Source organism: Hymenobacter baengnokdamensis (assembly GCF_008728635.1).
GTDB classification, from domain to species: Bacteria; Bacteroidota; Bacteroidia; order Cytophagales; family Hymenobacteraceae; genus Hymenobacter; species Hymenobacter baengnokdamensis.
Window position 1 is genome coordinate 3184164 of the sequence record NZ_CP044285.1, and the last position, 23183, is coordinate 3207346.

A 23183-nucleotide genomic window follows, 5' to 3' on the forward strand; every position below is an offset into this window, starting at 1 on the left:
CGTGGAGCTTGAAAATTTCAATTCCACACAGTCCGATTGAAGCATTAGCTGGCAGCATTAAGCCTAGCGTCAAAGACATATTTCAATTCCACACAGTCCGATTGAAGCCCTCATACACGGCCGCGCTGGGGGTATAGCGGTTGAATTTCAATTCCACACAGTCCGATTGAAGCTTGCCGAGCGCGATGCGGGCCTGCGCCGCCAGTTTCATTTCAATTCCACACAGTCCGATTGAAGCGCGCGTCTTGGCCCAGCAGGTGGGGGCCGGGTGGGATTTCAATTCCACACAGTCCGATTGAAGCCAGCTCGCCGGCAAACAGGTGCGGGGCTTTGGCAAATTTCAATTCCACACAGTCCGATTGAAGCGACCGGCCCCCGGCCCGCGCCCTACCTGTTTCTGCTATTTCAATTCCACACAGTCCGATTGAAGCTCAACCGTTTCGCTCACCTACACCCTGTTTCACTCCAATTTCAATTCCACACAGTCCGATTGAAGCCTTGAAAAAGCCTCGCAGCTCGCTGGGAACGTCAGTATTTCAATTCCACACAGTCCGATTGAAGCTGCTGCCCATCCAGGTCAGCCCACTGCGCGAAGCAAATTTCAATTCCACACAGTCCGATTGAAGCCCAGCTTGGGGGCGGTGCGCCCTTTAAAGTCACCTTATTTCAATTCCACACAGTCCGATTGAAGCGCAAAGTATCGGCTTTTACCATTTCGTCAATAAGCATTTCAATTCCACACAGTCCGATTGAAGCCGGGGTCTTCCTCGCCTACGGTATAGGTAATGGTTTATTTCAATTCCACACAGTCCGATTGAAGCAACGCCAATGACATTGCTTACAATGTCGTGAAAGAATTTCAATTCCACACAGTCCGATTGAAGCCCTCGTGGCCAACTATGCGCGCCGCGAGTACAAGTATTTCAATTCCACACAGTCCGATTGAAGCAGTAGATGCCAGGCCCATGCTAGTGGTGATAATCTTATTTCAATTCCACACAGTCCGATTGAAGCAGTCACGCAGCGCGAAGATGAAACCGGCGTTGCGGCATTTCAATTCCACACAGTCCGATTGAAGCTTGGCAATTTGCCACCGGTCGGCTTGGCTCTCGCGGATTTCAATTCCACACAGTCCGATTGAAGCCATCGAAGAAAATCATTGCCAGCAGGCGGTAGCTTTATTTCAATTCCACACAGTCCGATTGAAGCGTTTATATTCTGGTTGCGGCGCTGGGCTTGGGGAATATTTCAATTCCACACAGTCCGATTGAAGCGTAGGCTTGGCCGATTACTTCACTATGGGTAAGGGATTTCAATTCCACACAGTCCGATTGAAGCACTGGTTAAGCAGGACTTGCCAGCTTCATCACTAGCATTTCAATTCCACACAGTCCGATTGAAGCCGTAAGCATATCCAAGGCCTCGTACTGGTACTCATATTTCAATTCCACACAGTCCGATTGAAGCAAAAGCTGCTAAGCGCTGCGCTTTCGAAGCGACTAAATTTCAATTCCACACAGTCCGATTGAAGCATCAGCTATAATTGGCTTCCTCATAGCAGCTTAAGTATTTCAATTCCACACAGTCCGATTGAAGCCGCGGTAGTAGGCAACGTAATCAGGCATTATTATTTATTTCAATTCCACACAGTCCGATTGAAGCCGGCCAGCTCGGGCAACTGGGAGAGCTCGCCATCTTATTTCAATTCCACACAGTCCGATTGAAGCCAGCGATGAGCTGGGCGAGTGGGTAGGCGTGAGTGTATTTCAATTCCACACAGTCCGATTGAAGCCGGGTTGTTTTTTCTTGGCTGCCATTGGATTGTAGTATTTCAATTCCACACAGTCCGATTGAAGCCCGGTTTTATCTTCGGTAGGTGTGCCGTTGTTAGCCATTTCAATTCCACACAGTCCGATTGAAGCTTACGTAATACGTAACGATTGCCGCAACTAAGGACGATTTCAATTCCACACAGTCCGATTGAAGCAATGCCCTGGGCGGCGGCGCTTACCTCGCCACTGGATTTCAATTCCACACAGTCCGATTGAAGCTCGGATAGCTGCAGGCCATCCTGCCCCCAGATTACCATTTCAATTCCACACAGTCCGATTGAAGCCGGTAGTCCAGCGTAGCACCGCATCATTTACCACGTATTTCAATTCCACACAGTCCGATTGAAGCAGTTCCAGCAGCTGGCCGAATAGGCTTACGTCCTCGATTTCAATTCCACACAGTCCGATTGAAGCAAAGTCTTAAATGCCGAATTAGTAAAAATTACAGTATTTCAATTCCACACAGTCCGATTGAAGCAAGTGCCGCTGGCCGTAAAGTAGGGCAGGCTCATTTATTTCAATTCCACACAGTCCGATTGAAGCGCAAAATCGACCAGGCCATCATAGCCCATATCAGCCATTTCAATTCCACACAGTCCGATTGAAGCTACTGGCCCGTTTGCAAACAATGGGGGAAATATAATATTTCAATTCCACACAGTCCGATTGAAGCAGCGTAACCCGGCCTAAGTAACAACTTATTTCTTAGATTTCAATTCCACACAGTCCGATTGAAGCGACGCATTTGCTACGTTTTATCTAATATGCTACCATATTTCAATTCCACACAGTCCGATTGAAGCCGGGGTCTTCGCCCGTGGGAATCAGGAAGGTACGCAATTTCAATTCCACACAGTCCGATTGAAGCGCAGCGGCTCTAACGTTGTGAAGCTACAACAATTTCATTTCAATTCCACACAGTCCGATTGAAGCCCGCAAATTATGGCGCAATTATAGGCCCTGAGTGTGTAAAAAAGCACATAAATAGGTCTAAAAAAAACGGTAAAGTCGTCGATAGGTAATAATAAGATTTCCCTAGGGGACAGACGACCTTATGAATCAAGTAGTTATAAGTAAAAGGCTTTAATGCCGCTCAATCTACATAGCCGTGGGGTGTATGCGACGAGGGCAAGACCTATAGAATGGTATCCAGTGAGCTGCGTTCGCGCCCGACTACCTGCTTCTCCAACCATTGCTGCGTGCGACTTTTGAAAAGGATAACGCTGTCCTCATCCTCATCCAGGATAGCGCGTGCTTTCGATAGCAGCTCGTTTAGCTTGACTTCGCTGATTTCACCCTCGAAGACCGAATTCTGAATCCAGTGTAGGTAGCGGCGACAGAGCTTCAGCATCCGGCTGACTCGCTGCTGCTTTATATCATATACTAGAATAACATACATGATTTTACCACCAGGCTTTAAAGGGTTGATACTCTTCCATGTTTAGCAGGTGTTTGGTTAGCTTATAGCATTCCAGCTTGATAAGGTGCTGATAGCTCACCGAGCGGTTGAGGCGGCGGTGCTGGATAGTTTCTTTCAGACGCTCCTCAAACACGCGTACGAACGTCTTCCGGCCGGCTTCCTTGAGCAGGCAGCCATCAAGCTCCCGCACAAAGTCGCGGGGTTGAATCTCCTTTTTATTAAGCAGCCGGAAGATGGTGCGGTCCACGAGCAAGGGCTTGAAAATTTCGGCCAGGTCCAGCGCCAGCGAAAAGCGCCGGCTGCCGGGCTCGTGCAAAAACGAGATAGTAGGGTTGAGCTGCGTATGATAAATCTGCGAGAGGCAGGCCGCGTAGCAGAGCATGTTACCGAAGCTGAGCAGGGCATTCAGCTCGTTCTGCGGCGGCTGGGTGCTGCGCGAGCTAAAGGTGAAGCCCGGCACGTTCACCAGCTGCTCGAAACAGCGGTAATACGTTTGCCGAATATTGCCCTCGTAGCCCATAAGCTCAGCAATTGTAGTGGCGTAGGGCAGGCCCGATACATAAAGCTCAATCTGGGCGATTTCCTCGGCCACCTGGCGGCCCCGGCCCTGGTAGTAGCGCAGGTTCTTGAGCAGGTTGAAGGCCGCGCCCTCTACCAGCTTGCGAGCCACAACGAGGCGCTTTTTTAGGCTGGTATAATGGCCGGTCTGGGCTACCTGCAGGCGGCCGGCTAATAGATATTCCTTAGCCATAAACGAGCCGGTATAATGCTCGTAATAATCAAAGAAATGTACCGACACACCATTCTTGCCCAAGAAGTTATACAGCGCCGAATTGGCATCAAGCGACCCAAATACGTAAAGGTCAGCAACATTCTCGATGGGTAAAAACTTAGTTTGCCCTTCTGCTCCTTCCTCATCGTAGGCCGTGTACTTGAGGGTATTATCCTGCCGGCTCATGCGGCCGGGATTAAATATATACAAGCTTTTTTTCATCGGCTAGCGGTGGGGTAGGGTTGATGAGGGAATATAGAAGAGTTATTCGTCCACGTAGCACAACTCGTAGTAGCTGCACTGCTTGCAAAAGGGCTTGTTGATGACAGGTGGGCACTGCTCGCTTTCCACGATGCAACGGATGTCGGCTTCCCAGGCCGCGATGGCTGCGTAGTCTTCGGGCAGCAGCTCTACCTTCTGGGTCTGACGCAGGCGCGGGTATTCCAGCAGGCCGGTGGCGCCAGGCGCGCCATGCTGCTCCAGCAGCCAGAGGTAATACTTTACCTGGGCCACGTGCGCCTGCTCAGCTTTGTTTCCTCTCTTTATTTCGTGGACCACCTTGGTTTTAGGGTCATAAAAGTCGATTTTACTGCCGCCCAGCATGATTTCGCGGTTGCGGTCGGCCCGCTGGGGATAGGCCGTTTCGTGCAGCTGCTTGCCGTCCTGCACGGCATCGGAGAAAAACTCCATGCGTACTTCGTGGGCATGCAGCCACAACTCACGGTGGCAAATGTGGTAGAGGTTGATAAGCGTAGCGGTGATGGGGCGCATAAAAACAAGAGCCTTACCAGATGTCGGAGGAGAAAGTGGCGGTCGGCAACAGGCCTTCTTCGTAGCTGTAATATTTGGCCGGCTCGTTTAGGTATACGAATCCGTAATTGTGCCAGTCTTGCCCGGGCGTGGCACCTCGCAGTTGGGCGGCTAGTTGTGGATAGACCGAAATTGTAAACTTGCTCATAATCGACTGCAAGCGCTGCCGGGCTTCCCGGTCGCGGATAAAGTCGCCGGACTTGTTTTTGAGCGTTGCCAAATACCATTCAAAAACGCGCTGGCCGTCAATGGTTTGACTTGTATCCGGTCCAGCGAATACCCCGGCAGCTTGTAGCAGTTCACACTCTTTATTAGTGAAGCATTCCTTATCAAGGCGAAGTGGGATAAATGCGGATTCCGTGTCATTATCAATAAGTTGAAACTGGCGGTCAATGGCTTCGTATTCCAGCAGCCGTACCAGTTCCTGGTAGCGGCCGAAGCTGTCGGTTAGCTTGCCTTCCTTGCTGTTGAGTAAGTCGATTACCTGACCGTAGAGGTAGTTAAAGTCCTTTTCGCGCAAAATGCGCTCATAGTCTATGGCAGCGAGCTTGCGGGCGACTTTGAGCCGCAGGTCGGGCCCGTAAATGCCTGCTTCCGAATCTAAATCGAACAAGTAAACCGGCGCAGGTGGGCGAGTGGCATTGCGGTTGACGCGGCCAGCCAACTGCTCATCCGAATCGAGCAGCGACCGGTCTTTGAAGCCCACGTCCATGTCAATGTCCACGCCGGCTTCTACTACTTGCGTGCATATCAGCAGGATGCGGGGGTTGGCCAGACGGGTGTCGGCGGCTTTTAGCCACTTCACCACCTCCCGCCGCCGGGGTTCCAGAATGGTGCCGCTGAGTATCCGCACTTGGTAGCCCATTAGTATCGGGTGTTCCTGCGCGGCCTCGGCAAAGCCCGCCGCCGACTTCTTGGTGATAAACTCAATAATGCCGGCTACCCGGTTTTCGTTGCCCGTAGCAAATTCTTCGCAGCGGGCTGCAACGGTATCGGCCAACTCTTGCAGGACGGCCCGGCGTTCAGCCTCATCTACTGGCTTGGCGGCGTAGCGGGTGCGCCAATCTTTGCCAAGTAGTTCAAAATTAAAGCGAATGCGCCCGGCAAAATTGGCGTTCTGAAAATAGCGGCTCGCCTCGGCCACTAGCGGCACTACCTCCGGCGCGGTGGCCTCGCGGGTGAGGGCGTGGAGCTTGGGCAACGTGGCCGACATTACGACTACCCGAATATTAAACTGCCGGGCGTAGTGCAACAGAAAGTAATTTACATGGTCCCAGCACGTGGGGCTGTAACTTTGAATCTCATCTAAAATAACGACTGAATTGGCCAGTCGGTGTAGCAAGTAGTTGGCTTCCTTGCGGTTGCTTTTCAGTAAGTCGAAAAAGCGAACGTGCGAGAGCAGCGTAATGGGGTACTGCACAAACAGGTTATCGACGTGGTTATGCCAAGCCGGGCCATAGCTGCCTTCGCCGCCGGGCACGGGCCGGGTAGCGTATTCAGCCTTGCTATGCAGCTGCACAAGTTGCGCATCAGTGAGCCCCAGCTTACACTTGATGTCGTCATAGGTCTGGGTGATGAGCGTGGTGAACGGAAAAACGTAGAATACCTTGCCTAATCGCTCATCGTGGTTGAGCAGTTCCAGCGCCACGGCCAGCGAGAGGTTGGTTTTGCCCGCCCCGGTCGGGGCTTCCAGGTAGTAGAGGGGCTTCTCGGGCTGCCGACGCACGGCGCGCACCACTTCGGCCAGCAGCTTTTGCCGCAGAGCATTCAGGTTGTCCTTGCTGCGCTCCTGCACTTGTTCCCAGGTCATGTCGGCGCACTGGTCGGGGGTAGATAGGGCAGCTCGGTTGTAGTCGAAGCTGCGAAAGCGGGCGCTGAACGCCGCCTTGTCCGCCGCCGATAAAATGCCCAGCGTGAGCGCGTCGAGGCGGGTGTAGTCGCCGCCGGTTTGCATGTAGCCCAGCGTGGCCAGGTAGTCGCTGGCCGTCAGCAGCGAAAAGCAGAGCTTGAGCAGGGCGAAGCGAGAAAAGCCCTCTGCTTGGCCATTAGCTGAGAATACCAGGGCACGGATGTTTTGTTTGCTTTTCGCTTCCAATACACCGTTTAGGTCCGGCACCTGTTCCAAACCTGATAGCACCAGATAACGCCGCAACAAGGCGATATCCTCATTCCAGCGGCTTTCATGCAGCCTGGGAGAGTGATGCAAGGCAATAAGGTCGGCAAAATCTAGAAGCAAACCCATTACTGGGTTTACTTCGGAAGATAATGGCTGTAAGGCAAAGGCTTTTAGGAAGTAGTAGTGAAAAAATATGTACGCTCCTAGCCCCGCGTGGTGATGCTGGATGCCGTTAGCGACGGCTACAAATTGCGCCTGTTGCATTCGCTCACGTTGAAAGTTCTCATTGAGCTTGCCAAAATCATGGAAGGCAATAGCCGCCAGGAATAACTCTTTGAGCCAACCACTAAAATGCCAGGTTCGAATGCCAGTCTGCGTACAAACGTCAGTTATTAGATTTTCTATAACTGGCTCCAGGCCATGCGCTTGGATTAAGCGGGTAGCATTAGAGTTGACGCGAGTAATGTGTTCGGCTAGCTGTTCTTTTGGCGTGTTGGGAGCTGAACCCTGTGCCGGTAGATGTCCAAGATAAGCATCCAGATTGGGCACTGTTCCTGTTAGCGTCGGAATTTGAGGAAGCAATGATTCAAACGAACTGAAGGTGGACGCGCTCATTAAAGTAGCTTGCTTTATATAGGTTCGCTAATTGGTTGGTTGGCAGTAACTCGAAGTCTGTCAGCACAAATTCAGCTAATTCATACTGCTCTTCCTTTCCCATTTTCTGAAAGCCTACGGGCAGCCGCTCGAAATAAAGGAATGACCCGGCTGCGCTGGAAAATCCAAATAAAGCTGCGGCAGGCCCTGCTGTTACATTACGGGCAAGCTTCTGGTCTGAGGGCTTCCGAAAGATGGAATGCATGACAAAATTTTGCTCGCCACCAAATGGCTGAAAGTCCCACTCCCGCACGTTTTCCCACCACAGCGGGAACTCGTTTTTGCCGAGGTAGGGCACAAACTCGGCCTGCTGCGTTTGCAGGCGCCGCAGTAGGTCGGCCTGCGTGTCGTTGGCATCGTCGAGCAGCAGCCAGGTGCGGTAGGCCGGGCCGAGCAGGGTTTGCTCGCTCACAATCAGCGTCGAGCCATCATTGGCGTAGCCCACGGTGTTGGTGTACTTGATGACGGCCTTGCGAAAACTGCCCCGTTCACTACCGTGCTGGCTGGCGGCCGGGCCGGCCACAGGCAGCGCGATGGCTTCAAGCGGGGCAATAGCCACGCGCATCCCGGCGAGCTTACGCCGGTATTCGAGGATGCGTTCGGGGCGCATGTAGTCGGGGCGGCCGTAACCACCTAGCCCCGCCACCGCCCCCAAAATACCTAGCAAAGCGGGCTTGTGCAAGATATTGTAGGTCAGGTAGATACCTTCGTTGACATCCGGTTTTTTCAGGAAGCCGAAGGTGGCCCGCCAGTCCACGGAAATGAGGCGCTGCATCCGCTTACAGCTGGTTGCCCGTGAGCAGGTGGCCGTGCTGGGCACCCTCGGGGGCGTCCACGAGTTCGGTTTGCTCGGGCAGGTAGTAGAGCTCGATGGCCGCTACCTCGCTGGCTACGTGGGCCAGCAGGTCGCGCATGGGGCCCATATCCACGCGGGCCTTGCCGCCGATGGGCCGGCTCACGCGCACCATCTCCACGAAGGAGGGTAGCACCAGCTTCGACTCATCTTTGAGGCGCACCCACAGCAGCAACTCGTTTTCCGAGCCAGCCTTCGAGGCCGAATCCAGGTATGTGACGCCCACGCGCAGAGCCTCCTTCAGGCGGTCGGCATCCTGCTGCGTGAGGCCCGCCGCCTCGGCCGAATCGGTGGCCAGCACGGAGGTTAGGTCGGCCAGATTTTTCGGGTTCACCGAAAAATGGTACACATAGTGGCCCTCGCGCAGCTTGCTTTGCCGGCCCAGCGTGCTTTGCGCGGCCTCTTTTTCCTCGCCCGAATCAGTGCTGAACGGGGCGCTGATTTGCTCGGAATAAATGTCGCCGGTGGGCTGCTCACCAACGAAAAACTGGTTCAGCCCGTGGGTGAACTGCACCGGCCCGTGAATCGATAGGTTCACCGTAAACTTCCCCTTCTTGGCGGCAAACGTGCTGCCAAACAGCCGCACGTCCTGCATCCCCAGCAGATTGCGCAGCACCAGCTTTTTATCGGTCGAGTCGGCCTCGAAGCCCTTACCCTCCGCCTTGGTCAGGTACGAGTATGTGTCGGCCAGCGTCAGCGGGTTCATGTTGTCGTTGATGCGCTTGAAATACAGAATACCGTCCTGCGGATAGGTATTCTTGAGGTAGCGCCGCACGGTGTGCTTCAGGGCCTTGTCGGTGGCGTACACGCGGCCGTCGGGTAGGGTACGCGGCTGGTGCGCAAAGTCGGCGTTGAAATTGGAGTTGATGGCTTTAATAACGGCGCAGCCATACACGCGGGCGGTAAAGGAAACGGACATGATTGAAAATTAGGCGTTTGGTTCAATAGTAGAGTCAGCGGCAGCATCCTTTTCTTTCTTCTCATAAATCAGTGACTTCGAAAAATAGCCTGCCAGAATGTGCGGCATCAAATCTTTTATATTACCGGCGTAGTCGTACTCCATCACGTCGGCGCACAGCTTTTCGAAGCGTCCCTGCCCAAAGCCGATTTCATGCTTGTAGGCGTTGAATGCGTTGGCAATGGCCTTGCGAAACTCATTCACGTCGCTTTTTTGCAAAAACGGCTCCAGCAGGCCGTGGCTAGGGTTGTCGGCCTGGCTCTTGGAAAACAGAAAATAAATAACTTGCCCCGCCGCAAAGCCAAACTCGGGGTCGGTAGCTACGTAGGGCGCGGTGGGGGCATTGGCCACGGTGCGGATTCGCTCACGCAGCCCCTCAATCTGGTTGGGCATATCGGTGGGGATTTGGGTGGAAGGGCTGAAAAAATCCCACAGGCTGAACCATCGGTTCAGCTTCTGCCGGATATTGAGTTCTTGGGTGTGGCGGCGCTGGCTGGCGTCCCATTCATCATGGCGCAGGTCGTCAAGCAGCAACTCGCGCACCAGCCGGTGAAACATCTCCGAGGTCACGGCCTGCCGCCGCGATTTATAGATGTAGTCGTACCAGGCACCCCGGTAGCGCATAATGGCATCCATTAAGACGGGACTAATGGGCTCATCTTGCTTCTTTATATCAATTTTACCAGGCTTTTTCTTCTGTTTGAAATCTTCAAAGTATTGGTAGAAATACTGTTCATTTCCTTTGCTACCTACTTTTTTGACTAGCTGGTTACTGAACAGCGGTTGCAGCAGTGCCTTTTCCAAGGCAAAGATGTTGGTTAGCCGCTGCACCTTCTCCTCCACGAAGAGCGGCTGAATGGTGGCCGCCAGCTCGTAGCGAAACGCCGACACGTAGTCCACGTCCCGAATGTCGCCGCCCAGAATGTAAAACAGGTAGTAGTTGCCCACGTCCTGCGGGCGCTGCTCGCACAGGGTCCGCATCAGCTCGTGAAAGCCCGCCGGCCGGGCTCCTTCCTGCCGCACCGTGCTGACCTGCAACAGGTTCAGCTCCTGCTGGTCGATAAAAACCGGCAGCGGGTTGGTACTAAAAGCTCCGTTGCGCCGTAGTTGGTTGAAGAGGTGCAGTGCCTGGGCATCGGCCTGCGAAATCCGGCTGCCGATGCTGAAGGAAGCCGTCTGGTGCTGGAGGTAGGGCTTCTTGCTATTGTCGCCGTTGTAAAAATTGCTCAAGCCATATGTCTGCTGGTCAGCCCCCTTCACGTTATAGTCGTTCTTATTAAACAGACTGTCGGCCTGATAATTCTGGTTGAGCGCCTGAAATTCCGCCGCCGAAAACGCTGTTGCGTAAACGACCACGTAATCGGCCGGTTTCAGCTTTTCATAGTCGGGCAGCTCGGCTAGATACTCCGGCAGGTGCTGGCAAAACTGCTCGAAGGCGGCCACCTGCGCCCGTTGCTGCGGTGTGTGGTCAGCGCGGCACTTTTTCAGGGCTTCGCGAAAATAGCGGGCCACGTGCGCCGGAAAATCCGCCATCCAGGCCTTGTCCAGCAGCACCTGCTTTTTGAGCTTGAATGCGTAAGGCGAAGCCGAATGGATTTTCTTGTCGGCAATGGCTTTGTTGGAGTCCACGTACTCGATGTGCATGGCCCGCGGGAGTATCTCCTGTTGCAGTAGCGGTGACAAGTCCGGCAGCTGCCCCTTCTTTTTGGGGCTGCGGAACACGTCGATTTTGATAACTACCGCCTGGTTTTCGGGTAGCTCTACCAGCAGGTGCAGCCCCTCCACTGGCAGTACATAGTCTTCCAGCGCGATGGATTCGCGAATAATGCTGGTGTAGTAAGTCAATTCTTGTAGCATGAGACGACACGTATTTTAGGTAATTGAAATACAGCGAAAAAGGGCTTGCGTAGCTTTGATATATGATGACAATACCGAAAAACCTGCTTCACCAAGAGATTAAACTGCTACCGACCTTTCCGAACTATGCTGCTACTTTTGCCACACCTAGTGCATTCAATCTTTTCAGGAGTCAGAGGAGCAGGTGCCTGGCAGTGTTTGCAAGCCGAACCAGCCAAGGCAGAGTCAGTTGCGAGCAATGCGATGGGTTCGCGAATAGACCTGGCGCCAAGCTAGCAAATAAGCATTTTGAAAAAGCCTCCCAGCGCGGCTTTTTCAAAATGCCCTTATACCAACGCTCCGCACCCAATCCCGGTAGAATCACCTACGCCCACTTCCCAGGCGAACGCAATTTGCTCCCCAGACCCGCTCACCAGCACCGGGCAGATGCTGCCGCGGCACTGCACCTGCTTATAGCGGAAAAGCTTGGTTTTGGCGGTGGCAATGAGGGCCGGGTCGAAGCGCACGGCGGTTCCCGCGTCGTCGAGGCCGGCCTGGCGGAGCTTGCGGCGCAGGGTGGCCGTAAGCAACTCATCGGCCAGCGGGTGGCCGGGGAGGAGATGGTCGGCGGGCGCGCCGAGCTTGGCCTCGGGCGGCAGGTGCTTGATAAAGACCGGGCTGCCCACCCGAAATGGCTGCTCGCCAGCGGCAAACTCGGGCGTAGCCTGAAGCCGCACGTCGCGCACCCGCAGGCCGGCAAAATCCAGGTCCGGCTCCCGCACGATGCTGCTCACGAGCCGATGCACCAGCTCCTGGCCGGGGGCCGATATAAACCAGTGTGCTCCCTCAGCAAATCGCACGCCGCCCTGCCCGGCCCGGCCCCCGTGCAGCCAGCTTAGCGAGTAGAGCGAAAGTCCATCGTGGCGGGCTGCATCGTGCCCCGCCCAGCGGTTGAAAGCCCCCACCAGCGCAGGTAGGTAGTCAAAAGGAACCAGGCGGTCCGTTTCCAGATAAACGTGCAGGCGCATACTATCGAAATTCGTAGGGCCCCCACTGGGGCCGATAGTTGCGCAAGTAAGCCAGAATTATCTAGTCAGCACTATGCCGTAGCGGTTAATAGTTGCGCTAATAACATTTTATTTTTATTATATACTTGTTATCAATCATTTAGCCTTTGGTAGGTAGTGAAAAAACGAAGGGGCTGGCTGCTGGGGCCAGCCTAGCGCTCCAGTCCATGTACGCCCTCCGGCACCTGATGCGAGTAGCTGTCTATTGCCATGCCGCCCGATATTCTGGCCCCGCAGAGAGCTCCGCAGCTTGCCCGTAGCAATAGGACAGGTCCGGGCAGGCTAAAGTACCCCGCCGCTATACTGCTTCTATACTTCCTCTAGACTTTGTTCGTGTCAGCTTCTCGTCCGGTCTACCTCACCAATAGGATAAAAACCAGCTGGCTACGGTAGCAGGCTAGTCGCCTGCGCTATATTGCCGGGCCGGTCGTGGGCCTCCGCCTCGAAGCTGATAATCTGGCCGGCAGGGTAGGTTGCCTGCACTTCGTACCGCCAGCTGCCGTCAGCCTGGCAGCTGGCGGGGCCTTCCTCCAACAAGGTGCCCGCAACGCCCCGCAGACGCACCAGCACCGCCTCGACGCCAAAGTCATCGGTCGCTACCACTTGTACCCAGGCACCAGCTTGGCTAAAGTACTTGCTACTCGTGAGGCTGATAATGACGGGGGCATTCAGGTAATCGGCAATGGCCACAGTATAGGCGCTGGTGCGTCGCCGGTCAATGCCAGTAGCGTAGTGGGCTTTGGCTGCCGGGTCACGCAGCTGCGCCTTGGCATACTGCTGCGCGCGGTACATACGGTCTAGCTGGGCTTGCTGCCGGGGCGAGCGGGGCGCTCGCGCACCTTTAGCCTCAGCCAGTGACACAATCGTCTGGCCAGCCACCTGGCGGACAACCAGATTCCCGATTTTCCCGCTTACCCCGTGCAGCAATGGATTGTCAAGTGCGCGTGCCATTGTGTTCAGCTAACCCGATGCAGGAGGGTGGCCCCGGCCGGCCCCGTGCCGACGGTGGGTTGCTCCTGCCAGCGCCGCAAAAATAAGGGTGAGCGTACGCAAGAGCTACCCTGCTTCTTCCCGAATTTCCCTAGCCCTTAAAAAAACAAAGCCCTCCGGTTAGGAAGGGCTTTGGGATGTAAATGAAGCCGGGAGCCTCCTGTCGGACTCGAACCAACGACCCTCTGATTACAAGTCAGAAGCTCTACCAACTGAGCTAAGGAGGCTTAAAGGTGGGGCAAAAGTAAGGCGGAAAATGCCGCCAGACAACAATAGGCCCGAATAAAAAAGGGAGAGCCGCCAGGCTCTCCCTTTTACAACTGGCACCTACTACCTTAGCTGCGCAGCTGCTTCAGCTGCTTTTTGAGCTTGTCGATGCGCACGCGGGCTTCCTGCATGCGGCCCTGGTACTCCTGGCGCAGCTGGTCGGCGTTCTTCGAGCGGGCGAAGAAGTCGAGGTTGGTTTGCAGGGTAGCTACGTCGTTTTCCAGCTCCTGAATTTCACGGCGCAGGCCGGTTTCCTTGCGGGTAAAGGCCTGCTGGGCCTGCGGGCGGGCCTTGAGGCGGGCTATATCCAATTGGAAAAGCAAGTCCTCTTTGTCAGTAGGAGTAATGCCGGCGGTTTGGTCCAGGTACTTACCCATTAGGGTATGAAACTGCTCTTCGCCCCGGTCGGTAGTGCCCCCGCCGGGTTGGTCGGCCGCGGCATCGAGCTCCTGCCACTCCGTGATAAGCGCGCGGAAGCCTTCGAGCGTACCGGGCTGCTCGGGCGACAGCGCCGCCACTTGCTGCGCAATTTTATCCAAACGGGTAACCTGCTCGCTGCTGGCGGCCGATTGGCGTTCTTCCCGCTGCCGGGTTTCCTGCTTGGGCCGCTCAAATACGCTGTCGCAGGCGGCGCGGAAGCGCTTCCAGATTTTATCGGCCTGCTTCTCGGGCACCCGGCCCACGTCTTTCCATTCTTTCTGCACCCGAATGATGATGTTGCGGGCTTCGTCGAAGTCGGGGTTCTGCTGGGCCGCTTCGGCCTGCTCGATGAGCGCATACTTGGCTTGCAAGTTGGTGTTTTTCTCCGAGTCGAGGCTCTTGAAGAACTCATTCTTGCGGTTGAAGAAGGCCTTGTAGGCATTCCAGTACTGCTTGTTGAGCTGGTCAGCCTGGGCGCGGGGCACCGGCCCGGTAGCTTCCCACTCCTTCTTGATTTCCTGCAGCTCGTCGGTGCGCGAGCGCCACTCGTTCACGCGCTCGGTGGTAAACTCGGCAAAAGGAAGTACCCGTGCCAGCAGGGCCTGCTTGGCAGCCAGGTTTTCCTTTTCCTGGGCCGAGCGTACGTCCACAAATTCCTTGCGGCGCAGGTGCACGGCCTCGGAGGCGGCCAGGAAGCGCTGCCACAGGGGCTCGCGCTGCTCGCCGGGTACCGGGCCGATGTGTTTCCAGTCGTCGTGCAGCTTTTTGAGCTCGTCGAGGGCCTTGTTGATGCCGGGGGCATCCTTGAGGGCTTCGGCGCGCACGATAAGGGCTTCCTTGGCTTCCTGGTTGCGGCGGCGGTCCAGCTCCTTCAGCTCATAGAAGCGGCCCTGGTTGGCGTAGTAGCGGTCGAGCAGGCCGTGGTAGGTATTCCAGGTTTCCTGGCTGTCGGTCTGGGGCACGGGGCCGGTCGCTTTCCAGTCGGCCTGCAGCTGCTTGAGCTTCTGTGAGCTGTCCTTGGTTTCGGCGCTTTCCACCAGCTGACGCAGCTGGGCCAGCAGCTCCTGCTTGCGGGCCAGGTTCTGGGCGCGGCTCTGGTCTTCGGCCTTGGCATCGCGGGCGCGGCCTTCGCGGAACTCCTGCAGGGCCTGGTTTAGCTCGCCCTGGCTGGCCGGGGGCTGAAAGCTGAACTCCTGCGGGGCGTTGGCATCTTCGGCCAGCTTCTGACGCGAAGCGGCGCGGGCGGTGGCCACGTTGGTTTCGTACTGCCGGTTGAGCTCCAGAATCTGCTGGCGGTTGCGGCGGGCGTCGGGGCGGCGCAGCAGCCCCACCAGGTGGGCCGCCTGGCTTTCAAGGTCGAGGGTACTGAAGTCGGGAGCCGGGGTTTCGGGTACGTAGTCGTCGGCCTCGCTTTCGGCGCTGAGGTGAGCTACCTCGGCCTGGTGGGCTTCGGCCGCGCTTTCGGTGGCTGAGGTGGGCAGCGTGGCCACCGCCTGGGGGGCCGCGTCGAGCGCTTCGGCCGAAGCCAGCGAGGCTGTCGGGGCCATTTCCTGAGCGGGGGCCGGCTCCGCGGTTTCGCTGAGGGCCGCCGGGCTCATGGCCTCGCCATAGTGGGCAACGGCCCGTGCCTGCGGGGCCGACAGCTCTTCGGCGGCTTCGGCCGGCACGTGGTGTGCCGTCTTGGCAGCGGCGGCAGCCTCGGGCGTAGCGGGGAGGGGCGTTGGCACCGTCGTTGCACCCAGCTCCTGGGCCAGGCCGGGCTCCGACAGGAGCGGGTCAGCTTCGGTTTGGGTGGCCCCGCCACCGGGGGGCACGGCCGCCGCGGGCGGCGTATCGCTTAGGGCGGGAGCGGCCGGCGTGGCCGACTCGGCCGGGGCAGCGGCCTGCTTGGCGCGAATTTCGGCCAGGCGGGCTTCGATGATGCTCAGGCGGTCGGCGGGCGTAGCACCCTGGTCGGCGGGCGTGGTGGGGGCGGGGGTAGGGGTTTCTTCGGGCAACATAAGGCGATGCAAAAAGCCGGCGGCCGGGCCAGCAGGTTGTAATGAAAATAGCCGCCGGAACGGAGGTCAGAAAAAAAATCAGTTCAGGCGCGGGTCGAGCGGATAGTTGGACAGGGCACGGTAGCGACCGCCTTTTTCGCGCAGAATCGTGCGCCAGAACGCATCAGACTCCAAAGTAAACACTTTCCCGGCAGAGGCGGGCTGCTTTATCCACGAGCCCCGCTCAATTTCCTGTTCCAGCTGCCCGGCCGACCAGCCCGAATAGCCAATAAAAAGCCGCACGGTGTCGGGGCCAAAGCCGCCGCTCGTCAGCCCCGCCAGCAGCAGGTCGAAGTCGCCTCCCCAATACACTCCCTGGCCCAGGTCGGTGGCGCCGGGCAGCCCGGCATGCCGGTGCACAAAGTGCAGGGTATCGGGCTGCACCGGGCCGCCGGTGTAGAGCGGCAGGGCGGCGGCCGGACCCGGCGGCAGGTCCATGACATCGCCCAGCGTGAGGCTGGTAGGTTGCGTGAGCACGAGGCCAAACGCCCCCTCGGCCGGGCTGTGCCGGCAAAGCAGGATAACGCTGCGCTCAAAATTGGGGTCACCCAGGAAGGGCTGCGAGAGGAGAAGGGTGCCGGGCTTCATAAGGCAGAGCAGGAAAGGAAAAGCAGGCGGCCCGCTTGCGGGCCGTTAGCAAAGTAAAGCGTTTAGCCGGCGAAACGTTCCGCGGGGCGCCGCCCGGCGGCAACCGCCGGCACGGTCCTACCTTTGCCCGTGCCTGCCAGGCCAATAGTTTATACCATCGCCGCTGTGCTGCTCCGGATGCCCGCTACTGCTCTCCCTGCCGCTTCTCACCGGCAACCCCGTAACGGGCTTAAAGACCGGCCCGAATGCCTGACTCTGTTCCCCCTGTGCACGGTTTTATCCGGGAGCCGGGCCTGCGCCACCAGGGCCAGTGGTCGGGCTACCCTGGCCACCGCGTAAGTTCTGACCCTGGGTTATTTAAAGATTTATACATATCTATTCGCTAGCTTCCTGATGATGACCGATGCCGAACTGGCTGCCCTGCGCCAGACCTACGCCCAGCGAACGCTGCTCGAAACCGACGTGCTGCCCGATGCCGTGCGCCAGTTCCGGCAGTGGCTCGACGAGGCGGTTGCCGCCCAGCTGCCCGAGCCCGCCGCGCTTACGCTGGCTACCGTGGATGCCGCTACCGGCCAGCCCAGCCAGCGCGTGGTGTTGCTAAAGGGACTGCCCGACGACGCAGGTTTTTTGTTCTATACCAACTACGACTCCCGCAAGGGCCACGAGCTGGCCAGCCAGCCCCGGGCGGCCCTCAATTTTTTCTGGCCCGGCCTCGAGCGCCAGGTGCGGGTTGAGGGCCTGGTTGAGAAAGCGCCGGCCGATACATCGACCGCCTACTTTCAGAGCCGCCCGCGCGGCAGCCAGGTGGGGGCCTGGGCCTCGCCCCAGAGCCAGGTTATCGGTAGCCGCCAGGAGCTTGAAGCCCGAGAGCACGAAATCGAAGCCGAATTTGCCGACCAAAATCCTTTGCCGCGCCCCCCGCACTGGGGCGGCTACGTGCTGCGCCCGCAGCGGGTGGAGTTCTGGCAGGGCCGCCCCAGCCGCCTGCATGACCGCTTGGTTTATGAGCGCGAGGCGAGCAGCGGGGGGTGGAGAATCAGCCGGCTGGCTCCTTAGGGTGATGGTGATAGCACTGCTGCCGGTCATTGAGATAGGCTATAATAACCACGGTATTAAAGCGCCGACTGAATACCCATATTGGGAAAACAGCGCACTTTGGGATGCGTACCACGCCGCATGTTATGCGGCAGCAGGCTTTAAGGACGAGTTTTGCCCTTATCTACCGGGGTCTTCCTTTTATCAATTATCGGCTATTACTGCTCGTAACTTAACTAAGCTGACCAAGGACCACACGGCTGAGCTGCGGGCGGGTACCTACGCCCGGGAGAAAGCCTGCGCGCTCTTTGGGGGCTACGTCCTGCGAATAGACAACGAAGACGTCTTTTTTCCGCAGTGCTGCGGGCAGCTAAGCGATATAGCTTATTGGCAGAGGCTGGCGGCTGGGGTGGCGGCTACTTATGAAGGACACCCGGCGCCGGTCCTTAGCTTTACAGCCGACACGGTGCAGCTTGACTTTTTAGAAAGTGAGTTTGACGAGTCCTTCCAGCCGCCGCCACCTAGGCTAAGCGTAGAAATAAGCCGGCCTGCTTTGCAGCTGGCAATCAAGCAAGCTAGAGCAGATTTCAGGTTAGTGTACATGATAACCACAGTGGTCAAACCAGTTTTTCGCGTCGAGCTCAGTTATCCAATTGGTGGCGTCGTGAATGACGCTTTCCAGGGCCTCGCGGGTGCGGGCCTGGGCGGTGCGCAGCCAGGTTTTGAGCTTGCTGAAGGCGAGTTCGATGGGATTGAAATCGGGCGAGTAGGGCGGCAAATACAGCAGGCGGGCCCCGCGGGCTTCGACGAGCTCGGTCAGCCCGGCCACTTTGTGGGCCGGCAGGTTGTCGAGCACGACCACGTCGCCGGGCCGCAACGTGGGGCCGAGCACCTGGTCGAGGTAGGCGGCAAACACGTCCCCGTTGACGGCCCCGCTCAGGGTCATGACCGCTTGCAACCCGTTCGGCGTCAGCGCCGCCACCAGCGTCACGTTGGGCCCGCCGTGCAGGGGCGTGGCCTGGCGGGCGCGCTGCCCGCCTTCGGCCCGGGCGTAGCGGCGGCAATACGTCAGGTTAGTGCTGGTCTCGTCCACGAACTTAAAACAGGTAAAATCCTCGGCTTGCAGCGCCTCTACAAAAGCTCGGCGCAGCTCCTTCACCCGTTGCGTGTCGCGTTCGGCGGCATGGACGCTCTTTTTTTTCGCCGCCAATCCAGTGCCTGCACCGCCCGCCAGAGTGTGGTCTGGCTCACTGCCGGACCGCCGATGGCGGCCAGCCAAATACACAATTCCGCCAACGTGGCATCGGGCTCCTGGCGCAAACAGGCCGCCAGCTGCGCTTGGGCCGCCGCGTTCAGAAACGGCGCTGGCCCACTGCGTTGCGGCAAAGCAGCCACGGAACCGCTCGTGCGCTGGCGTCGGCGCAACTTGCGCACAAACGAATCCGACACGCTGAACTGCGCGGCCACTTCGCCAATCGTGCGGCTACCTTGCTGGCAAGCGGCCGCCACGCGTTCGCGCAAGTCAGTAGAATAAGCTTTCATGAACGGAATGTACGTTATAGCCTGTACACAAACCTGAAGTTTGCTCTAACTTGGAGCTTGAGCTGTTCGCGCAACGGCTTAGAGTGCTGAATGAGGCAGAAGCATTAGGCATACCGGATATTGATAAGCGGCTGATTTGGGAAGATGGAAAACACGCGTAACGTAATTCATTGATTTTGGCTGAAATTCAACCAGTTCGCGGCTGGCGCTACAACGCGGCCCTGAGCGCTGAGATTGACGCGGTGGTGTCGCCGCTCTTTGATGTGGTGAGCCCGCGCCAGCGCGAGGCCCTGTACCAGCACCCGCTCAACTCCATTCACCTCTCGGTGCCCCGCGCCGAGGGCCCGCTGGCCCCTGTGGCGGCCGCCGCCCGCCGCCTGGCCCGGTGGCAGGCCGAAGGGGTGCTGCGCCAGGACGGGCTGCCCGGCATTTACGTGTACTACCAGTACTTTCGGCTGCCGGGCGAAGCGCGCGAGCGCTGCCGCAAGGGCTTTATGTGCCACATCCGGGCCTACGACTGGGCCGAGGGCGTGGTGCTGCGTCACGAAAACACGCTGCCCGCCGCCGTCAACGACCGCGCCGAGCTGCTGGCCGAGCTGCAGTTTCAGACCAGCGCCACCCACGGGCTGTACCGCGACGAAGACTTTGAGCTGGAAAAATGGCTGGATGAGGCCATTGCCGACCCGCTCTGCCAGACGGAGGAAGACTACCAGGGCGCGCGCGACGTGCTGGCCGTGATTCAGGACGCGGCTGTTATCCGGCGCTTTCAGCAGGTGCTGGCCGGGCGGCAGGTAATTCTGGCCGATGGCCACCACCGCTACGAAGGCTCGCTGGCTTACCGGCAGGCCCGGGAGCTGGCCGCGGGGCCGGGCGGCAGCACCGGCCGCGAGCCCTGGAACTACCACCTGATGTACCTCACCAACGCGGCCAGCGACGACCTGCGCATCCTGCCCACGCACCGCCTGCTGCTGGAGCTGCCCGGGGGGCTGTCCGACGACCAGCTGCTGGCCCGGCTGGCGGTTTATTTTACCGTGCTGCCCCAGCCCGAGGCCCAGGACCTGCCCGAGCTGATTGCCGGCAAGCGCTGGGCGTTTGGGCTGTACCTGCCCGGCGGGGCCTACAAGCTGCGCCTGCGCCCCGAGGTGCACGCCCAGCTCGACTGGCCGACCACGCCCGAAGTAAAAGACCTCGACCTGACGGTGCTGCACTTTTTCGTGCTCGAAAAGGTGCTGGGTATTGTGGGCTCCGAGGCGCAGCGCAGCTGGCCGGGCGTGGCCTACGTGCGCGGCCTGGCCGAGTGCCTGCAGCGGGTGGACCGGGGCGAAGCCCGGGCGGCCTTTCTGACCAGCGAAGTGACGATGGCCCAGGTGGCGGCCGTGTGCCACTCGGGGGCAGTGATGCCGGCCAAATCCACCTTTTTCTACCCCAAGACCCTGGCCGGCCTGCTCTTTACCGACCTGCATGAGCGGGCAGAATCGGTGTTTGAGGCGTATTTTCAAGCGGGTGCCGACGAGCAGCCGGCTACCCCGGCGGCGAGCGGCCGCCCGTTCGTTGGGTAAGCCATGAAGCCCGCAGACCCCCATGCCCCCGCCGCCCGCGGCGCCCCCTGGCCGTTCATCGGGCTGCTGGGCCTGGTGGTGCTGGCCGGCTGCGCGGGCTACGCCGCGCTCGTGCTCAGCACTGCCACCTGGGCCGAGGCGCGGGCCGTGGATGGTATTTTCCCGGAGAGTGGCTGGCACATCCGGCCTTTCACGGCGGCCAGCCTGCACGGGCTCCAGCAAAGCCTGGCCGGGGCGGCGCTGGGGCTCACCGGCCTGGCGCTCGCGCTGGGCGCTGCCACGCGGGCCGGTCGGCAGCAGCTGCGGGCCCTGGGGAAAGAGCTGCGTGGGTGCCGGCAGCAGCTGGGGCAGCGCTTGCGGGCGCTCACCGGTCCGCAGCGGTGGCTGGCCGCCAGCCTGCTGCTGGCTCTCACGCTGGTGCGCGGCTACCTCAGCTCGGCTACTGTGCCCTGGGGCGATGACGTGATTTCGTACGAGTTTTTTGTGCGGCAGCGCCTGCTGGCCGTGAGTGCCTACTACCCGCTGCCGAATAACCACCCGCTGGCCAACACTATCAGCTGGGCATTTTACCAGCTGCAGCCAGGCTTCTGGTGGGCCGTGCGGCTGCCGGTGCTGCTCACCAGTACGGTCGGCACGGGGCTGCTGTTTGCCGGGCTGCTGGGGCGGGCCGGCTTTCGCCCGGCCCTGCTGGCGGCCGGGGCGTTCAGCTACCTGCAGCTCAGCCTGTACTACGCCGGGGCGGGGCGGGGGTACTGGCTGGTAAGCCTGCTGGCGGGCGTGGTAGTTTTCGGGTTGCTGCACCTGTTCGACGACGAGCCCGCCCGGCCCCGGCTGGCCTGGCTGGGGCTGCTGGTGGCCGGGGTGCTGGGGTGCTACACGGTGCCCACTTTTGCCTACGTCCTGGTTTCGGCCTTTGGCTGGCTGGGCGCGGTAGCGGTGTGGCGGCGGGCACCCGGCCTGCTGGGCCGGGCCGTGGCGGTAGGGGCGCTGGTGGCCGGGGGCGCGGCCCTGCTGTACGCGCCGCTGCTCCTGGTGTCGGGGCCGGCCGCGCTGTTTGCCAATCCCTACGTGCTGCCCTTGTCCGGGCCGGCGTTCTGGCGGGCCCTGCCCGCCTACACCTGGTACACCGAAGGCTTTCTGGCCGGGCAGCGCAGCGTGGGAGCCTTGCTCACGCTGGTGGTCCTGGCCTTGTTTGGCCGGCTGCTGTACCGGGCGGCCACCGGGCAGCTGGCCGCGGCCCGGTCCCGGCAGGTATGGCAGCTGGGGCTGCCGGCGCTCTGGTTTGTAGTGGTGCCCTACGTCTTGTTTGGGGGGCAGCGCGTGCTGCCCCCCGAGCGCACGGTACTCTACAAAGCCTGGTTTTTCTTTCTGCTGCTGGCTCTGGTAGTTGAAAACAGTCGCTGGCCGCGGGCCCGCTACCGCTGGGCCGTCGGGGTGGCCGTCGGGCTGTTCGGGCTCTACCAGGTGGGCACGGCCGTGCAGCTAAGCTACCTTGGCCGGCACCAGCAGCCGCAGAAGCGGGCGCTCTATGCCTGGCTGGCCCGGCAGCCGGCCGGCGCGGCGCTGCTGATTCCGAGTCAGCCCCTGTGGTTCTGGCTGCGGCTGGCCGCCCACGTGGCGCATCCCACCCGGCCCTGGCTGGCTGATAACGTGGGCCGGCCGGGCGTGCGCTATACCTACGTGGTGCTGGGCCAGGCCGACCCGCGCCCGCCCGGCACCGGCCGCGTGCTGTATGCCAATGACCAGGTGCTGGTGTGTACGTACTCGGCTCCTTTGGCTAAAAAATGAATTTTAAATATAGTAAAAAATTAATATAAAATGCGCCTTATTCTCGCCTCCGGCTCGCCGCGTCGCCGCCAACTGCTCACCGACCTGGGCCTGACTTATGAGCTGCGCCTGCGCGAGGTGGAGGAAAGCTTTCCGCCCCAGCTGCGGCGCGCCGAAATTGCCGAATACCTGGCCCGCCATAAGGCCGGGGCCTACCGCGCCGACCTGGCCTCCGATGAGCTGCTGCTCACGGCCGATACCATCGTGTGCCTGGGCGATGACGTGCTCAACAAGCCGGCCGATGCGGCCGAGGCCCGCGCCATGCTGGGGCGCTTGCAGGGCCAGACCCATCAGGTGTATACCGGCGTGTGTCTGCTGCCCGGCGACGGCCGCCCCCCGGTGGTTTTCTCCGACGAAACGACAGTGCACTTTCGGGCGCTGAGTCCGGCCGAAATTGCCTTTTACGTAGCCACGTACCAGCCGCTCGACAAAGCCGGGGCGTATGGGGCGCAGGACTGGCTGGGCCTGGTGGGTATCGACCGGCTCGAAGGCTCTTATTTTACTGTCATGGGCCTGCCCACCCACCGGGTGTGGCCGGCCCTGGCTGCCTTCCAGGTTGGTCGGCTCACTCAGTAAGCCGCGCTACCGCTTTTTTGTA

17 protein-coding genes, 1 tRNA gene and 1 CRISPR repeat array (1 of these 19 only partly in view) are annotated in these 23183 nt (G+C 59.1%); of the genes, 4 read left to right on the forward strand and 14 right to left on the reverse strand.

Features of this window, described 5'->3' with window-relative positions; translation table 11 throughout:
- Positions 1-2765: a CRISPR direct-repeat array (repeat unit 29 nt; unit sequence ATTTCAATTCCACACAGTCCGATTGAAGC); it begins 1804 nt to the left of the window's first position.
- Positions 2766-2967: 202 nt separating this feature from the next.
- The 12 genes from cas2 to F6X24_RS13680 all read right to left on the reverse strand — a co-directional run bounded on the left by cas2 (position 2968) and on the right by F6X24_RS13680 (position 16622).
- A complete protein-coding gene (gene cas2 / locus F6X24_RS13625) occupies positions 2968-3231 on the reverse strand; it encodes a CRISPR-associated endonuclease Cas2 (RefSeq protein ID WP_151088520.1) in 264 nt (87 codons plus the stop codon).
- 4 nt (positions 3232-3235) lie between these two features.
- Positions 3236-4246, reverse strand: a complete 1011-nt coding sequence (gene cas1b, locus F6X24_RS13630; protein ID WP_151088521.1) for a type I-B CRISPR-associated endonuclease Cas1b — start codon at positions 4244-4246, stop codon at positions 3236-3238.
- A 42-nt stretch (positions 4247-4288) separates the two neighbouring features.
- Positions 4289-4795 carry a CRISPR-associated protein Cas4 gene (gene cas4, locus F6X24_RS13635; RefSeq protein ID WP_151088522.1) on the reverse strand — a complete coding sequence of 169 codons (507 nt, stop codon included), beginning with the start codon at positions 4793-4795 and terminating at the stop codon, positions 4289-4291.
- Between the two features lie 13 nt (positions 4796-4808).
- Positions 4809-7565, reverse strand: coding sequence for a CRISPR-associated endonuclease Cas3'' (locus F6X24_RS13640; protein ID WP_151088523.1), 2757 nt, complete (start codon positions 7563-7565; stop codon positions 4809-4811).
- The gene (locus F6X24_RS13645) at positions 7537-8379 is read right to left on the reverse strand and encodes a type I-B CRISPR-associated protein Cas5 (RefSeq protein WP_151088524.1); all 843 of its coding nucleotides are present in this window, start codon (positions 8377-8379) and stop codon (positions 7537-7539) included. Before F6X24_RS13645 ends, F6X24_RS13640 begins: the two co-directional genes overlap by 29 nt.
- Positions 8380-8383: 4 nt before the next feature.
- Entirely contained in the window at positions 8384-9376 is a 993-nt protein-coding gene (locus F6X24_RS13650; protein WP_151088525.1) for a type I CRISPR-associated protein Cas7, read from the reverse strand.
- Between the two features lie 9 nt (positions 9377-9385).
- A complete protein-coding gene (locus tag F6X24_RS13655) occupies positions 9386-11272 on the reverse strand; it encodes a hypothetical protein (RefSeq protein WP_151088526.1) in 1887 nt (628 codons plus the stop codon).
- A gap of 326 nt (positions 11273-11598) precedes the next feature.
- Positions 11599-12279 carry a CRISPR-associated endoribonuclease Cas6 gene (locus F6X24_RS13660; protein ID WP_151088527.1) on the reverse strand — a complete coding sequence of 227 codons (681 nt, stop codon included), beginning with the start codon at positions 12277-12279 and terminating at the stop codon, positions 11599-11601.
- 423 nt (positions 12280-12702) lie between these two features.
- On the reverse strand, positions 12703-13269 hold the full coding sequence (locus F6X24_RS13665; RefSeq protein WP_151088528.1) for a hypothetical protein: 567 nt from the start codon (positions 13267-13269) through the stop codon (positions 12703-12705).
- Positions 13270-13462: 193 nt separating this feature from the next.
- A tRNA-Thr gene (locus F6X24_RS13670) sits at positions 13463-13535 on the reverse strand.
- 108 nt (positions 13536-13643) lie between these two features.
- Positions 13644-15995, reverse strand: coding sequence for a DUF349 domain-containing protein (locus tag F6X24_RS13675; protein WP_151088529.1), 2352 nt, complete (start codon positions 15993-15995; stop codon positions 13644-13646).
- A gap of 78 nt (positions 15996-16073) precedes the next feature.
- Complete coding sequence (locus tag F6X24_RS13680; RefSeq protein WP_151088530.1) at positions 16074-16622, reverse strand: YqgE/AlgH family protein; 549 nt, start codon at positions 16620-16622, stop codon at positions 16074-16076.
- A gap of 396 nt (positions 16623-17018) precedes the next feature.
- On the opposite strand from F6X24_RS13680, the gene pdxH reads away from it, so the two are divergent.
- Positions 17019-17678, forward strand: coding sequence for a pyridoxamine 5'-phosphate oxidase (gene pdxH / locus F6X24_RS13685; protein ID WP_151088531.1), 660 nt, complete (start codon positions 17019-17021; stop codon positions 17676-17678).
- Between the two features lie 571 nt (positions 17679-18249).
- Here pdxH and F6X24_RS13690 read toward each other — a convergent pair.
- Both F6X24_RS13690 and F6X24_RS13695 read right to left on the reverse strand, forming a co-directional pair.
- Positions 18250-18867 (reverse strand): IS630 family transposase, encoded by a 618-nt coding sequence (locus F6X24_RS13690; RefSeq protein WP_191906310.1) that lies wholly within the window; start codon positions 18865-18867, stop codon positions 18250-18252.
- Positions 18813-19199, reverse strand: coding sequence for a transposase (locus F6X24_RS13695; protein WP_191906309.1), 387 nt, complete (start codon positions 19197-19199; stop codon positions 18813-18815). Before F6X24_RS13695 ends, F6X24_RS13690 begins: the two co-directional genes overlap by 55 nt.
- 176 nt (positions 19200-19375) lie before the next feature.
- Between F6X24_RS13695 and F6X24_RS13700 the strand changes: the two genes are divergently transcribed.
- From F6X24_RS13700 to F6X24_RS13710, 3 genes are read left to right on the forward strand one after another with little or no spacing between them, the layout of a single operon-like run.
- Entirely contained in the window at positions 19376-20758 is a 1383-nt protein-coding gene (locus F6X24_RS13700) for a DUF1015 domain-containing protein (RefSeq protein ID WP_151088532.1), read from the forward strand.
- 3 nt (positions 20759-20761) lie between these two features.
- The gene (locus F6X24_RS13705) at positions 20762-22546 is read left to right on the forward strand and encodes a hypothetical protein (RefSeq protein WP_151088533.1); all 1785 of its coding nucleotides are present in this window, start codon (positions 20762-20764) and stop codon (positions 22544-22546) included.
- A 30-nt stretch (positions 22547-22576) separates the two neighbouring features.
- Entirely contained in the window at positions 22577-23161 is a 585-nt protein-coding gene (locus tag F6X24_RS13710; RefSeq protein WP_151088534.1) for a Maf family nucleotide pyrophosphatase, read from the forward strand.
- The last annotated feature ends 22 nt before the right edge of the window (positions 23162-23183 follow it).

Excerpts from the sequence above, each read along its gene's own strand:
- cas2 (WP_151088520.1), bottom strand. The coding sequence starts at position 3,231 with ATGTATGTTATTCTAGTATATGATATAAAGCAGCAGCGAGTCAGCCGG.
- cas1b (WP_151088521.1), bottom strand. The coding sequence starts at position 4,246 with ATGAAAAAAAGCTTGTATATATTTAATCCCGGCCGCATGAGCCGGCAG.
- cas4 (WP_151088522.1), bottom strand. The coding sequence starts at position 4,795 with ATGCGCCCCATCACCGCTACGCTTATCAACCTCTACCACATTTGCCAC.
- F6X24_RS13640 (WP_151088523.1), bottom strand. The coding sequence starts at position 7,565 with ATGAGCGCGTCCACCTTCAGTTCGTTTGAATCATTGCTTCCTCAAATT.
- F6X24_RS13645 (WP_151088524.1), bottom strand. The coding sequence starts at position 8,379 with ATGCAGCGCCTCATTTCCGTGGACTGGCGGGCCACCTTCGGCTTCCTG.
- F6X24_RS13650 (WP_151088525.1), bottom strand. The coding sequence starts at position 9,376 with ATGTCCGTTTCCTTTACCGCCCGCGTGTATGGCTGCGCCGTTATTAAA.
- F6X24_RS13655 (WP_151088526.1), bottom strand. The coding sequence starts at position 11,272 with ATGCTACAAGAATTGACTTACTACACCAGCATTATTCGCGAATCCATC.
- F6X24_RS13660 (WP_151088527.1), bottom strand. The coding sequence starts at position 12,279 with ATGCGCCTGCACGTTTATCTGGAAACGGACCGCCTGGTTCCTTTTGAC.
- F6X24_RS13665 (WP_151088528.1), bottom strand. The coding sequence starts at position 13,269 with ATGGCACGCGCACTTGACAATCCATTGCTGCACGGGGTAAGCGGGAAA.
- F6X24_RS13675 (WP_151088529.1), bottom strand. The coding sequence starts at position 15,995 with ATGTTGCCCGAAGAAACCCCTACCCCCGCCCCCACCACGCCCGCCGAC.
- F6X24_RS13680 (WP_151088530.1), bottom strand. The coding sequence starts at position 16,622 with ATGAAGCCCGGCACCCTTCTCCTCTCGCAGCCCTTCCTGGGTGACCCC.
- pdxH (WP_151088531.1), top strand. The coding sequence starts at position 17,019 with ATGACCGATGCCGAACTGGCTGCCCTGCGCCAGACCTACGCCCAGCGA.
- F6X24_RS13695 (WP_191906309.1), bottom strand. The coding sequence starts at position 19,199 with ATGAAAGCTTATTCTACTGACTTGCGCGAACGCGTGGCGGCCGCTTGC.
- F6X24_RS13705 (WP_151088533.1), top strand. The coding sequence starts at position 20,762 with ATGAAGCCCGCAGACCCCCATGCCCCCGCCGCCCGCGGCGCCCCCTGG.
- F6X24_RS13710 (WP_151088534.1), top strand. The coding sequence starts at position 22,577 with ATGCGCCTTATTCTCGCCTCCGGCTCGCCGCGTCGCCGCCAACTGCTC.